The sequence below is a fragment of the Actinomycetospora lutea genome, assembly GCF_028737205.1.
GTDB classification, from domain to species: domain Bacteria; phylum Actinomycetota; class Actinomycetes; order Mycobacteriales; family Pseudonocardiaceae; genus Actinomycetospora; species Actinomycetospora lutea.
The window spans coordinates 32,795-44,904 of sequence record NZ_JAQZAL010000004.1 but is presented as its reverse complement, the minus strand read 5'-3'; the positions used below and the strand labels follow the sequence as shown (position 1 = coordinate 44,904).

The window sequence follows — 12,110 nt, the reverse complement described above, 5'->3', positions numbered from 1 at the left end:
ACCAGTGCGACCCGGTCGACTGGGTCTACGACCTCGGCGAGAACTCCGACTGCTCGGTCGACGCGCGCGTCAGCGACAACGTCGCCGACCCGGTCGCGCAGTCCGCCCGCCTCGACGGGGCGAAGGCGTCGTTCGCGACGAAGCACGTCAACCGCGACCTCCTCGCGCTCGACCCGCGCGGGGGCACCCGCGTGCGCTTCTCGCTCATGCCGCGCCGCGACGCCACGGTGCTCGACATCCGCACGAGCACGATCGACGAGCGCATCGCCGCGGTCGACGACTTCGTGGCCGCGGGCTACGAGGTGCACCCTCAACTTCTCGCCGGTGGTGCTGCGCGAGGTGAACCTCGGCTGGCACCCGCAGGCCGAGGACGTGCTGTGGCGCCTGGAGGCGCAGGAGGCCAAGCGCACCCAGCACGGCGGCGACGTCGTCCGCTACCGCGTCGACGTGAAGCGCCGCGCGGTCGCCCGGTTCCGCGAGCTGGTCGCCCGCCACGCCCCGTGGTTGACGATCCGCTACGCGTTCTGAGCAGCGTTCTGAGCGGTGTTCTGAGCCCGTCCGCCATCACGATTACGCTCGGCCCACGTGAGCACCCGGCTGGCGCTGAGCCGCGCCTACCCCTACGGCGTCCCCGCCTTCGCCGCCGCGCTCGCCGACCCCGAGTTCCACCGCGTGAAGCTGGACGTCGACGGCTCCGGCCGGATCGACGTCGTCGCGTTCGAGCGCACCGGACCGCCCGACGGGCCGGAGCGCGTGCGCGTGGTGCTGCGCCAGCCGGTGCCCCCGGGCCAGGTCCCGGTCGTGGTCGAGCGGCTGCTCTCCGGCGTGCTGGTCATCGAGCGCACCGAAGAGTGGACGCTGGCGCCGGGACGGTGCGAGGGGCGGGCCCGGGTCGTGGTGCCGGCCACGCCGATCGGCGCCGAGGGCACGATGCGGGTCGTCGGCGAGGACGCGGGCAGCCGGCTGTCGGTGGACCTCGACATCACCGCGGCCGTCCCGCTGCTCGGCGGCGGGATCGAGCGCGCGGTGGTCACGGGTATCCGCGGGCTCACCGGCCACGAGCACGACCGGATCTCGCGCTGGCTCGACCGCGCGGAACGGGCGGGCTGATGCCGGCCCGTCGCAAGCGCAGGCCCGGCTCCGACCGGCTCTACGTGTCCTCCGCCGAGGGGCTGCCGCTGGGGCACCTCGACCTCGTCACCCGCGTCGCCCACGACGTGCCCGCGGGCTTCCGGGAGCAGTTCACCCAGGAGGCCAACTCCTGGCTGTGGGGCAACGGGCTGCCGCCGATGTCGAGCCCGGCCGAGGCCGCCGAGCCGGCCGCGCTGGGCGCGGGCGTCGCCCCGCCGGACGGCGGCTGGGACCCCGGCCAGGAGGACCTCGCGCTGCGCCGCCCCGGGCACGGCCTGCTCGAGGAGGCCGCGATCGCGCGGACCGAGCAGGGACCCGACGCCGACCGGCCCTACCGCCTGCGCGCCGACGGGCAGCACGCGGTCGCCGAGACCCTCGGCAAGCTCACCCGCAGCCCGACGCTGCGCCGCGGGCGCGGGGCGCGCTGGCGCATCCTGCACCGCGTCCCGATGGCGTTCGACGACGGGCCGGGAGACGGAGCGCAGCGGGGCTCGACCCCCGGGCTGGTCGTGCTCGACCACCTGCTCATCGGCCCGCCGGGGCTGTTCGTCATCGACGTCGTCAACGTCCCGGGCGGCCGGGTCACCGTCGAGGACCACGCGCTCGACCTCGGCGGCTCGACCCTCGACCTCGACCGGCTGCGGCGGATCGGGCTCGAGGTCGGCGACCGCGTGTCGGTCGGCCTGGCGCACGCGGCGGGCGCGACCGAGACCCTCGACCCGCCGGCCGTGCACCCCGTCGTCGCCGTCGTCGGCGCGATCCTCTCGGGCACCGGGCGCCCGCGCGGCGTGGCGGTGACCCGCCTGGGCCAGCTGCCGCGCCTGGTCACCGCGTTCGGCACGCCGCTGTCCGACCTGGCCGTCGAGCAGACCTTCGAGGTCGCCCGGCGATCGGCGACGTGGCGCCCGTGACCCGACCCGAGCCCGCCCTCCGGCGTGCCCGCGTCGCGGTGGTCGGGATGTTCGTCGTCAACGGGGCGACCTACAACAGCATCGTCCCGCGGTTCCCGACCCTGCGCGACGAGCTGGGCCTGTCGAACGCCGCGCTCGGCACGGCGATCGCGGCGTTCCCGGCGGCCGCGCTGGTCTTCGGTGTGCTCGCCGGTCCGCTGATCGCGCGCGTGGGCAGCGGGCGGGCGGGCGCCGGCGTGGGGCTGGTCGGGGCGGTCCTGCTGCCCGCCGTGGCCCTCGCCCCGTCCTGGTACGCGCTGGCCGCCGCGCTGTTCGTCCTCGGGCTGACCGACGCCTGGGCCGACGCGGCCATGAACGCCCACGGGCTGCGCGTGCAGACCGGCTACGGGCGCTCGATCGTCAACGGGCTGCACGCCGTGTGGAGCATGGCCGCGGTCGGGGCCGGGCTGCTCGGCGCGGCGGCGGCCGGGTTCGGGCTGCCGCTGCTGGTCCACCTCGGGGTCGTCGCGGCCGTCCTCGTCGTGGTCTCGGTGCTCGCGTGGCGCTGGTGCCTGCCCGGGCCCGAGCCGGAGGCCGAGCACGGGGAGGCCGACGGGACCGAGGGCGTGCGGCACGGGCCGTGGCGCGCGGTCGTCGTGGCCGCGGGGCCGCTGCTTGCGCTGTCCGCGCTGCTGGTGGCCTCGGGCGGGATCGAGGACTCGGCGGCGTCGTGGGGCGCGATCTACGTGCGCGACGACCTCGGCGGCGGCGCGTTCGTCGCAGGCCTGCCGTTCGTGGCGTTCCAGACGGCGATGACGCTCGGGCGCCTCGCCGGCGACCGGGTCGTCGACCGCTTCGGCGCCGTCGCGGTGGCCCGCTCGGGCGCGGCGCTGGCGACCCTCGCGATGGGCGGCGCGCTGCTCGTCGGGCACCCGGCCGCCGCGGTCGTGGGCTACGCGCTGACCGGCCTCGGCGTGTCGACGATCTTCCCGCTCGGGTTCGCCGCGGCCGGGCGCATCCGGGGCGTGCGGCCCGGCGACGGCATCGCGGTCGTCGGGTGGCTCGCGCGGCTCGGGTTCCTCGCGTTCCCGCCGATCATCGGGGCGGTCGCCGACGGCGTGTCCGTGGGCGCCGGGCTCGCGCTCGTGCCGCTCGCCGGGATCGCGGCGTTCGTGCTGGCGGGGTCGCTGCGCCCGGCGGGCTCGGCGCGGACACTTCGGGTGTGAGCGTTCCCGAGGTCGTCCGCGCGCTGTCCGGCCCGCTGCCGCCGCTGGACGAGGCGGTGGCCGCGCTCGGGCGCGACGCGGGCCTCGTGGCGTGGTGGGGCGCCGGCGTCCCCGTCGGCGGGCCCGCGCACCCCGTGGACACCGGGTACGTGCTGCTCGACGTGGGCGACGCGACGATGCTGCGCAACCGCGTGACGCGCCAGGACCTCTACCGCACCGGGGTCTCGCCGCTGCGCCGCGCGCTGGCGGGCCTGCTGCTCGAGGAGCTGGAGCTCGCCCCGACCTGGGCCGCCGACGTGGTGCTCACCCGCGCCGACGAGGACCGGCTGGGCGCGTGGATGCGCGCGCACCTGCGGCTCACGAGCGTCGTGGACCCGGACCGCACGCTGCTGCTCGGGCCCGTGCGCGACGCGATGGACCCGGGGCTGCGCGAGGACGGCGAGCGCGCCCGCGCGGCCCGCGAGCGCTTCACCGCCGCCGGCGGCCCCCGCCCCGTCCGCGACCCCTCCGTCCCGTTCCGCCGCCCCTAGCCATGTGAGCGAACTTCGGGGCTATACCCCCGAAGTTCGCTCACATACTCCGTTCAGGCGCAGGAGACGCAGGTGCGGGCGGCGGGGCGGGCCTCGAGGCGTTCGGGGGCGATGGGGCGGCCGCAGCGCTCGCACACCCCGTACGTGCCGGCGTCCACGCGCGCCAGCGCGGCGTCGATCTCGGTGAGGTCGTGGCGCGCCGCGGCGAGCAGGGCGGCGACCTGGGCGCGGTCGTAGGCGATCGTCTGGCCCTCGGGGTCGTGCTCGTCGTCGCCGGAGCTCGCCGACGCCGTCTCGACGATGCCGGCGAGCTGCGCCTCGAGCGACGCGACCCGGGCCGTCGCGCCGGCGCGCGCGTCCTCCAGCGGCCCGGTCACACGACCGTCGCCAGCGCCTGCGGAGCGATCCGCACGATGACCCCGCGGTGCGCGGGCAGGTCGAGCACCTCGCCGTCGAGCTGCACCGGGATCGGCGAGAGCGTGGTGAACGAGAACCGTGAGGTGCGCGGCTGCGGCCCGAGGCCCCGCACCGCCGCGCGGATCGCGTATGCGAGCAGCCGCAGCTTCGAGCGGTGCGGCAGCGTGACGACCTCGAAGAGCCCGTCGGCGGGGTCGCCGTCGGACAGCGTCACGTACTTCGCCATCTCGGTGGTGTTGGCCAGGACGAGGCTGTCGAAGCGCTTGCGGCCCTCGCCGTCGACGTCGATCTCGAAGGGGTGGAACGCCGAGAACGCGCGGATCGTGGTGACGATCTCGCGCACCGAGCCCTTGCCGCCGCGCTCCAGCTCGAGCGCCACGGTCGGCGTGATGCCCAGCCCCAGGTAGGAGTGCGCCCAGCGCGGCCCGCCCTCGCCGGCGATCTCCACGCGCAGCAGGTCGATGCGGCTCACCCGCGCCGCGGCGATGGCGTCCACCAGCGGGCGCTCGCGGGTGGCGCGCCGGTGGTCGTTGGCGTTGCCCGCGGGCAGGACGGCGGCGACGGCCCCCGACCGCCTGCCGTCGCCCGCGGCCATGACGCCCTGCACGACCTCGTTGTAGCCGCCGTCGCCGCTGACCGACACGACGAGCACCCGCCCGGCGCGCGCCTCCTCCTCGGCGATGACGCGCGCGTGCCCGGCGTACTCGGTGGCCCGGAGCGCCACCGTGAGCTGCGGGGCCTGCTCGGCCAGCGTCGCCCGGGCCTGCTCGGCGCGCTGCTCGCCGTCGCCGCTGCTCTGCGGGTTGTAGACGAGCACGACGCGGTCGTAGGCGGGCAGCGGGGATGGTTCGGACGGCACGGCCACGGGGAGAGGTTACGACGGCGAGGGCGCGGATCGGCGCAACGCGAGCACGTGCTCCACCGCCTCGGGCAGGGTCGGTACCGCCGACGCGACGGTGCGCAGGTCCTCCGCGTGGTGGGTGGAGTGCTCCGCCACGAGGACGCAGGCGCTCCCCACGGCGGCCGTGGCGGCGGCGTCGTCGAGGGTGTCGCCCACCAGCACCACCCGCGCCGGGTCGAGGTCCAGCACGTCGAGGTGCGCGGCGAGCGCGGCCTGCTTGCCGCGGCCGTCGCGGTGGTGGTCGCCGTCGACCCGGACGAACCAGTCGTGCAGTCCGCGGCGCCCGAGGGTGGCGTGCAGCTCGTCGTGCCCGAGCATGCTCACCACCGACTGGCCGAGCCCGGCGTCGGCGAAGCGCTCCAGGGCGTCCAGGGCCCCGTCGGCCAGGGCCAGCTCCGGCTCGAGGCCCCGGTAGTGCTCGCCGAACACGGCGTTCATCCGCGCCCACTCGTCCTCGGCGACCTCGCGGCCGACCAGCGCGGCGTAGAAGTCCCGCAGCGGGCGCCGGAAGGTCGAGCGGTAGCGCGCCAGGTCGAGGCCGCCGGTGACGCCCACCGCCGCCAGCCCGGCCGCGGAGGCGTCGACGACGGCGTGCACGTCGGCGAGCAACGTGCCGTTCCAGTCCCAGACGACGTGGTCCACCACGGCTCCATGGTCCGCCACCGCACCCCTACCGGCCCAGGTGGTCCAGCAGGGCCTGCAACGAGCGGATGCGCGTGTTCTTCAGGACGTCGCCCGGCTCGTCGGTCTCGAACTGCTCGACCCATGCCTCGGTGTCGCCCTTGTCGTGGATCGCGAACCACACCGTGCCCGGCGGCTGGTCGTCCTGGGGCTCGGGGCCGCCGGCGCCGCTGACGGCGAGCGTCAGGTCCGCGCCGAGCAGGTCCGCGGCCTTCTCGGCCATCGTCCGCACCGCCGGCTCCGACACGACGGGTCCGTCGGGCACGCCGAGGGCGCCGTGCTTGGTGGTGCGGTCGTAGGCGACGACGCCGCCGCGGAACCACTCGCTCGATCCCGGCGAAGCCGCCAGGTCGCTGCACACGAGGCCGCCGGTGAGCGACTCGACGATCGCCACCCGGCGCCCGTCGCGCGAGGCGGCCTCCGACACCGAGCTGGCCAGTTTCTGTGGGTCCTCCGACACGCCTCCCGGCCTTGCCGATCCGGCGGGTCGGGAAACGCGCGCCGGGGGACGCCTCAGGGGCGGAACCGCCGCAGGCGCAGGCTGTTGCCGACGACGAAGACGCTCGAGAGCGCCATCGTGACGCCGGCGATCATCGGGTTGAGCAGCCCGGCGACGGCGAGCGGGAGCGCGAGGACGTTGTAGGCGAACGCCCAGAACAGGTTGCCGCGGATCGTGCCCAGCGTGCGGCGGGCCAGGCGCAGCGCGTCGGGCACCGCGCGCAGGTCGTCGCGCACCAGCGTGACGTCGCCGGCCTCGATGGCCATCGCGGTCCCCGTGCCCATGGCCACGCCGAGGTCGGCCTGGGCGAGCGCCGCCGCGTCGTTGACACCGTCGCCGACCATGGCGACGACCGCGCCCTGCTCCTGCAGCCGGCGCACCTCGTCGGCCTTCTCGGTCGGCAGCACCTCGGCGACGACGTCCCCGGGCGCGATGCCGACCTCGTCGGCGACCGCCCGCGCCGCGGCGGGGTTGTCGCCGGTCAGCAGCACCGGGCGCAGGCCGCGCGCCCGCATCTCCGCGACGGCCTCGGCGGAGCCCTCGCGGACCCCGTCGGCGACCTCGAGCACCGCGCGCGCGGTCAGCACGCCGGTGCCGTCGTCCCAGGCCGCGAGCACGGTGGTGGCGCCGTGCGCGGCCGCCTTCTCGAGGGCGTGCGCGAGCTCGTCGGGGACCGCGACGCCGCGGTCGTCGACCAGCCGCCGGCGCCCGGCGAGCACCGCGACCCCGTCGACGGTGCCGGCGACGCCCAGCCCGTCGAGGGTCTGCACGTCGGTGACCTGCGCGGTGGAGGCCGGGAGCTCCTCGCGGGCCGCGGCGGCGATCGCCCGGGCGACCGGGTGCTCGAGCTCCGCCTCCAGCGCGCCGACCCGGGCGAGCACCTCGGCGCGGTCGGTGTCGCCCGTCGTGTGCACCGCGCGCAGCGTCATGCGCCCGGTCGTCACCGTGCCGGTCTTGTCGAGGACGATCGTGTCGACCCGGCGGCTCGACTCGAGCACCTCGGGCCCGCGCAGCAGGATGCCCAGCTGGGCGCCGCGGCCGGTCGCCACCGCGAGCGCCGTGGGCGTGGCGAGCCCGAGCGCGCAGGGGCAGGCGACGACGAGCACGGCCATGCCGGCGGCGATCGCGAAGCCCCAGCCGGCGCCCGAGACGCCCCAGAACAGCAGCGTGTTGACCGCCACCAGCATCACGACGGGCACGAACCACGCCGAGATGCGGTCGGCGAGGCGCTGGATCGCGGTCTTGCCGGCCTGCGCGTCCTGCACGCGGCGCGCCATCCGCGCCCACTGCGTGTCCCCGGCGGCGCGCGTGGTCTCGACGACGACGCGCGCGGTCTCGTTGCGGGTCCCGGCCAGCACCTCGGCGCCGGGCGCGACGTCGACGGGCGTCGACTCGCCGGTCATCGCGCCGGCGTCCACCGTGGAGCGGCCCTCGACGACCCGGCCGTCGAGCGGGAACGGCTCGCCCGCGGCGACGGCGACGTGGTCGCCGGGCTGCACGCCCTCGACCGGCACCGGCAGCTCGCGGTCCCCGACGACCACCCGGGCCTGCGCGGCCGGCGGGGCCAGCAGGCCCGCCGACACCCCGAGCGCGCGACGGCGCCCGCGCCGCTCGATCCAGCGGCCGAGCAGGGCCGCGGTGGTGATCGCGGCGGCGGCCTCGAGGTAGATCGTGCGGGCGCCGTCGAACTGGTCGGGCCGGGGCAGGAGGTAGAGCGCGTGGCGCATGCCGCCGAGCCCCGCGCCGCCCTGGAACAGCGCCCACAGCGACCAGCCGAACGCGGCGAGCGTGCCCACCGAGACCAGCGTGTCCATGGTCGCCGAGAGGTGGCGCAGGTGCCGCGCCGCCGCCCGGTGGAACCGCCACCCGCCCCAGACGACGACGGGTGCGGTCAGCACGAGCGAGAACCACTGCCAGTACCGGAACTGCCAGTCGGGGTTCATCGCGACGGCGATCACCGGCACGGTCAGCGCGAGGCACACGAGCGCGCGGTGGCGCAGCTCGGCGAGCTCGGGGTCGGGGGCGTCCCCGGGGGGCGCCGCCGGGGTCACCGGGCGGGGTCCGGCCTGCTCCGGCGCCGTCCGCGGGGACGGGACGCCGCCGTCGGGGATCCGCGGCGCCACCGGCTCGGCACCGAACCCGAGGCCGGTCACCGCCGTGACGAGCTCCGCCGGGTCCTGCTCGGGCGGGTGCGTGACCCGGGCGCGCCCGCTCGCGTAGTTCACGCTCGCCTCGACCCCGGGCAGGCGGCCGAGCTTGCGCTGGATGCGTGCCGCGCACGTCCCGCAGGTCATCCCGGTGACCGCCAGCTCGGTGGTGACCCGGGCCGCGGTCGCGCCCGCCGGTCCCGCACTCTCCGCGACGTCGGTCGCCACGCCGGTACCTCCGCTCCCTGGGGGACGATCACGCTGGATCAACGGCGCGACGCTAGGGGCCGCTCGCGCGCGCACCCCCGGAGCTGAGAACGCCCCGGCGCCCGTCCGACGACCGCCCGGTCCGGGCACGACGAGCGGTCGACAGGTGTCCCCGGACGGGTGGTCCGCGTCCTCCGAACGGCGCAACGAGCGTCTCAGGCGGAGGTCCGGAAGCGCGCCGAGGCGGACAAGAAGGACGCCGACCAGAAGACGCACCAGGAGGCGGCTCCCCGACGGCGCCGACCGGCAGCTCCGCAGCGCCTGCTGACCGACGACACGCTGTCACTCACCCAACGTGCTCGCCGACCTTCTGATACCCCGGCTCGCGCCGATCGGACTGGGCCGTTCGAGTAAGTCTGGTCACCCTCAGCGAGATGTTGGGATTCCCCCGATGCCCGGTCGGCCCAACCCGGCGGACGCTTGCCGGTGAGGACCGGGACGGGGGTGGGCGACATGACCGTCGAGATCGATCGGGTCGACCGCGCGAGGTACCTCGCCGCGGCCGAGCGGGCGCGGCGGGTGTACCCCGGCGCTCTCGGGGAGCTCGTGGCCCGCGAGCTGCAGGCCTACGCCGAGTTCGGTTTCCGGCTGGCCGGGGATCTGCTCGTGGACCGGCTGGCCGCCGAGGTGCTCGCGGAGGCGGATCGCGGGAGCGAGCGGTGAGCCCGCCCGTCTGGGCCACGGCCCTCGTCCTGGGCTGCCCGCCGCGCGACGCCGGCCCGGAGCCCGCGGACGTGCGCGGGAACGCGACGGGGCTGCCGCACCACGAGCGGTCGCGGTACCGGGCGGCGGCGCACCACGCGCGCCGCGTCTTCCCCGGCGCGCTCGGCGAGCTCCTCGCCCGCGAGCTGCGGGCGTGCGCGGAGTTCGGCTACGGGGAGCCCGGTCTGGTCGCGCGCGTGGCCACCCAGGTGCTGACGATGCCCGTCGAGCCGGTCGGGACCGGCGAGGACGGGGAGCCGGCGGTGTCTGCCGCTTCGCTCCCCGGGTATTCCCCCTCGCATGGCGTCCATGACGGAGCGCGGAGACCACGATGACGGCACGCCCGACCAGGAACGCGTCGGGGCGGTGCTGGCGCGCGCCCTCGATGCGTCGGCCCGGAGCCTGATCGAGCGGAAGGACGACCAGGACGTCGAGCACACGCTCGAGCTGATCGTGTCGGGCGCGATCCACACGATCCCGCACGTCGAGCAGGCCGGCATCTCGCTCGTCGAGCGCGGCGGTGCGGTGGCCTCGCACGCCCCGAGCAGCACGGCCGTCCGCGAGCTCGACGAGCTGCAGAACGACCTGCGCGAGGGGCCGTGCCTCGACTCGATCCGCCACGAGACGCGGACGCTGGTCGAGGACATGGCCGCGGTGCAGGCGCGCTGGCCCCGCTACACCGCGGCCGCCGTGGACCGGGGGTTCCGGTCGCTGATGTCGTTCCAGCTGTTCACCGACCACGGCAGCGCGGGCGCCCTCAATCTCTACGCCGCGGAGCCCGGCGCCTTCGACGCGTCGTCCGCCGACGTCGGCGCGCTCTTCGCCGCCCAGGCCGCGCTGGTGCTGCACGGCGCCAAGCGCATCACCGGGCTGACCGTCGCCCTCGACAGCCGCGACGTCATCGGCCAGGCCAAGGGCATCCTCATCGAGCGCTTCGGCGTCGGTCCGGAGCAGGCGTTCGCGATGCTCGTCGAGTCCTCCCAGCAGACGAACATCAAGCTGGTCGAGGTCGCGGGCTGGCTCGTCGGCGAGGCGCAGAAGAAGCAGCGCGGCGGCGACGATCGCCGACGTTAGGTCCGGTCGTCCGGGCGGGTATCGCCAGTGCCAGGTCGACAGGCTGCCCGCGGGCGAACGTCGATCCAGGTTCCGCCGGTTCTACCTCGTGAGCCGGCGGGACCGCCTCTTCATCTCCCCCGCTCCCCGAGACCGCCGCCGAGAGGATTGTCGGCGCGGCCCCGGAGGTCGACCATCGAGGCCATGGCGGACGACGGGACCCACGTGATCGTGGGCGCGGGGCTGGCCGGGGCGAAGGCGGCGGAGACCCTCCGGGAGGGCGGCGCGGGCCGGATCGTGCTGATCGGCGACGAGCAGGAGCGGCCCTATGACCGGCCGCCGCTGTCGAAGGAGTACCTGCAGGGCAACGCCGGCCGCGACGCCGTGTACCTGCACCCCGCCGACTGGTACGCCGAGCACGGCATCGAGCTGCGGACGGGCGTGCGCGCGAGCGCCGTCGACCGCGACGCCCACGAGGTCGTCCTGGCCGACGGGGAGCGGGTCGGCTACCGCACGCTGCTCCTCACCACCGGGTCGTCCCCGCGGCGGCTCCCCGTGCCCGGCACCGACCTCGACGGCGTCCACCTCCTGCGCACCCTCGGGGACAGCGACACCATCGCGGCCGCGATCCGGTCGTCCTCGCGCATGGTCGTGATCGGGGGCGGGTGGATCGGCCTCGAGGTCACCGCCGCGGCGCGGATCGCCGGCGTCGCGGTCACCCTGATCGAGTCCGCGCCGCTGCCGCTGCTGCGCGTCCTCGGCCCCGAGATCGCCGAGGTCTTCGCCGCGCTGCACCGCGAGCACGGCGTCGACCTGCGCGTCGACACGGACCTCGCCGGGATCCGCGGGCAGGACGGGCGGGTCACCGGCGTCCGGCTGGCCGACGGCACCGAGATCGACGCCGACGCGGTCGTGGTCGGCGTCGGCATCACCCCGAACACCGACCTGGCCGAGGCGGCGGGCCTCGAGGTCTCCGACGGCGTCGTCGTCGACGCCCGCCACCGCACGTCCGACCCGGACGTCCACGCGGCGGGCGACGTCGCCAACCTCTGGTACCCCGCGTTCGAGCGGCACCTGCGGGTGGAGCACTGGGACAACGCGCTGAACGGCGGGCCCGCCGCGGCGCGCGCCATGCTCGGCGACGACACCGAGTACGACCACCTGCCGTACTTCTTCACCGACCAGTACGACCTCGGCATGGAGTACACCGGCTACGTCGCGCCCGGCGAGTACGACGAGGTCGTGGTGCGCGGCGACCTCTCCTCGCGCGAGTTCGTGGCGTTCTGGCTCGCCGGCGGGCGCGTGCTGGCGGGCATGAACGTCAACATCTGGGACGTCACCGACCCGATCGCCCGGCTGGTCCGGCTCGAGGAGACCTTCGACCGCGCGCGGCACGCCGACCCGGCGGTGCCGCTGGCGTGACGGGCGCACACCGTCACCGACGCCGCACCGCCCCACGCTCCCCTGACGGCGGCGGCGGCGTGCGACGTCGCGGCGCGGTCGGACCACCGGGGGGCAGCGGTCCGGCGCCGGACGACGCGAAAGGCGTCGGTGACGGTGCGGTCGGCCCCGGCGCTGAGGGGGTCAACGCCCGGACCTCGCCGTGGGGCCGGGCAAGGACCACCAGGGCTGGACAGACCATGCGCTACCTGTCCAACTGGCGCAA

General features: G+C 76.2%; 15 protein-coding genes. 9 read left to right on the top strand and 6 right to left on the bottom strand.

Going from position 1 to position 12,110, the window contains the following annotated elements:
* Nucleotides 1-25 precede the first annotated feature (25 nt).
* Nucleotides 26-265 carry a hypothetical protein gene (locus PHK61_RS06075; RefSeq protein WP_274280081.1) on the bottom strand — a complete coding sequence of 80 codons (240 nt, stop codon included), beginning with the start codon at nt 263-265 and terminating at the stop codon, nt 26-28.
* 59 nt (nt 266-324) lie between these two features.
* Here PHK61_RS06075 and PHK61_RS06070 point away from each other — a divergent pair, with 59 nt between their 5' ends.
* The 5 genes from PHK61_RS06070 to PHK61_RS06050 are packed head-to-tail and all read left to right on the top strand — an operon-like array spanning nt 325 to nt 3,777.
* The gene (locus tag PHK61_RS06070; RefSeq protein ID WP_274280080.1) at nt 325-528 is read left to right on the top strand and encodes a hypothetical protein; all 204 of its coding nucleotides are present in this window, start codon (nt 325-327) and stop codon (nt 526-528) included.
* Nucleotides 529-585: 57 nt separating this feature from the next.
* On the top strand, nt 586-1,110 hold the full coding sequence (locus tag PHK61_RS06065) for a DUF2505 domain-containing protein (protein ID WP_274280079.1): 525 nt from the start codon (nt 586-588) through the stop codon (nt 1,108-1,110).
* A complete protein-coding gene (locus PHK61_RS06060) occupies nt 1,110-2,042 on the top strand; it encodes a nuclease-related domain-containing protein (RefSeq protein WP_274280078.1) in 933 nt (310 codons plus the stop codon). Before PHK61_RS06065 ends, PHK61_RS06060 begins: the two co-directional genes overlap by 1 nt.
* Nucleotides 2,039-3,247: an MFS transporter gene (locus tag PHK61_RS06055; protein ID WP_274280077.1), complete on the top strand. Its 1,209-nt coding sequence runs from the start codon at nt 2,039-2,041 to the stop codon at nt 3,245-3,247. The genes PHK61_RS06060 and PHK61_RS06055 overlap by 4 nt, the downstream gene beginning before the upstream one ends.
* Nucleotides 3,244-3,777, top strand: a complete 534-nt coding sequence (locus PHK61_RS06050) for a hypothetical protein (RefSeq protein ID WP_274280076.1) — start codon at nt 3,244-3,246, stop codon at nt 3,775-3,777. The genes PHK61_RS06055 and PHK61_RS06050 overlap by 4 nt, the downstream gene beginning before the upstream one ends.
* A 53-nt stretch (nt 3,778-3,830) precedes the next feature.
* Here PHK61_RS06050 and PHK61_RS06045 read toward each other — a convergent pair whose 3' ends face one another.
* The 5 genes from PHK61_RS06045 to PHK61_RS06025 are packed head-to-tail and all read right to left on the bottom strand — an operon-like array spanning nt 3,831 to nt 8,650.
* Entirely contained in the window at nt 3,831-4,154 is a 324-nt protein-coding gene (locus PHK61_RS06045; RefSeq protein ID WP_274280075.1) for a TraR/DksA family transcriptional regulator, read from the bottom strand.
* Nucleotides 4,151-5,059, bottom strand: a complete 909-nt coding sequence (locus tag PHK61_RS06040; protein WP_274280074.1) for a diacylglycerol/lipid kinase family protein — start codon at nt 5,057-5,059, stop codon at nt 4,151-4,153. The genes PHK61_RS06045 and PHK61_RS06040 overlap by 4 nt, the downstream gene beginning before the upstream one ends.
* Nucleotides 5,060-5,068: 9 nt before the next feature.
* The gene (locus tag PHK61_RS06035) at nt 5,069-5,740 is read right to left on the bottom strand and encodes an HAD family hydrolase (protein ID WP_274280073.1); all 672 of its coding nucleotides are present in this window, start codon (nt 5,738-5,740) and stop codon (nt 5,069-5,071) included.
* A gap of 25 nt (nt 5,741-5,765) precedes the next feature.
* The gene (locus PHK61_RS06030) at nt 5,766-6,236 is read right to left on the bottom strand and encodes a CinA family protein (protein WP_274280072.1); all 471 of its coding nucleotides are present in this window, start codon (nt 6,234-6,236) and stop codon (nt 5,766-5,768) included.
* A 53-nt stretch (nt 6,237-6,289) separates the two neighbouring features.
* Nucleotides 6,290-8,650, bottom strand: coding sequence for a heavy metal translocating P-type ATPase (locus PHK61_RS06025; protein WP_274280071.1), 2,361 nt, complete (start codon nt 8,648-8,650; stop codon nt 6,290-6,292).
* A gap of 492 nt (nt 8,651-9,142) precedes the next feature.
* Here PHK61_RS06025 and PHK61_RS06020 point away from each other — a divergent pair, with 492 nt between their 5' ends.
* The 4 genes from PHK61_RS06020 to PHK61_RS06005 all read left to right on the top strand — a co-directional run bounded on the left by PHK61_RS06020 (nt 9,143) and on the right by PHK61_RS06005 (nt 11,866).
* The gene (locus tag PHK61_RS06020) at nt 9,143-9,352 is read left to right on the top strand and encodes a hypothetical protein (protein ID WP_274280070.1); all 210 of its coding nucleotides are present in this window, start codon (nt 9,143-9,145) and stop codon (nt 9,350-9,352) included.
* Nucleotides 9,349-9,726: a hypothetical protein gene (locus tag PHK61_RS06015; RefSeq protein WP_274280069.1), complete on the top strand. Its 378-nt coding sequence runs from the start codon at nt 9,349-9,351 to the stop codon at nt 9,724-9,726. The genes PHK61_RS06020 and PHK61_RS06015 overlap by 4 nt, the downstream gene beginning before the upstream one ends.
* Nucleotides 9,701-10,465 (top strand): GAF and ANTAR domain-containing protein, encoded by a 765-nt coding sequence (locus tag PHK61_RS06010; RefSeq protein ID WP_274280068.1) that lies wholly within the window; start codon nt 9,701-9,703, stop codon nt 10,463-10,465. Before PHK61_RS06015 ends, PHK61_RS06010 begins: the two co-directional genes overlap by 26 nt.
* 183 nt (nt 10,466-10,648) lie before the next feature.
* Nucleotides 10,649-11,866 (top strand): NAD(P)/FAD-dependent oxidoreductase, encoded by a 1,218-nt coding sequence (locus PHK61_RS06005; protein WP_274280067.1) that lies wholly within the window; start codon nt 10,649-10,651, stop codon nt 11,864-11,866.
* Nucleotides 11,867-12,110 lie beyond the last annotated feature (244 nt).

Coding starts and splice junctions, on each gene's coding strand:
- PHK61_RS06010 (WP_274280068.1), top strand. CDS start 9,701: ATGACGGAGCGCGGAGACCACGATGACGGCACGCCCGACCAGGAACGC.
- PHK61_RS06005 (WP_274280067.1), top strand. CDS start 10,649: ATGGCGGACGACGGGACCCACGTGATCGTGGGCGCGGGGCTGGCCGGG.
- PHK61_RS06075 (WP_274280081.1), bottom strand. CDS start 265: ATGCGCTCGTCGATCGTGCTCGTGCGGATGTCGAGCACCGTGGCGTCG.
- PHK61_RS06020 (WP_274280070.1), top strand. CDS start 9,143: ATGACCGTCGAGATCGATCGGGTCGACCGCGCGAGGTACCTCGCCGCG.
- PHK61_RS06060 (WP_274280078.1), top strand. CDS start 1,110: ATGCCGGCCCGTCGCAAGCGCAGGCCCGGCTCCGACCGGCTCTACGTG.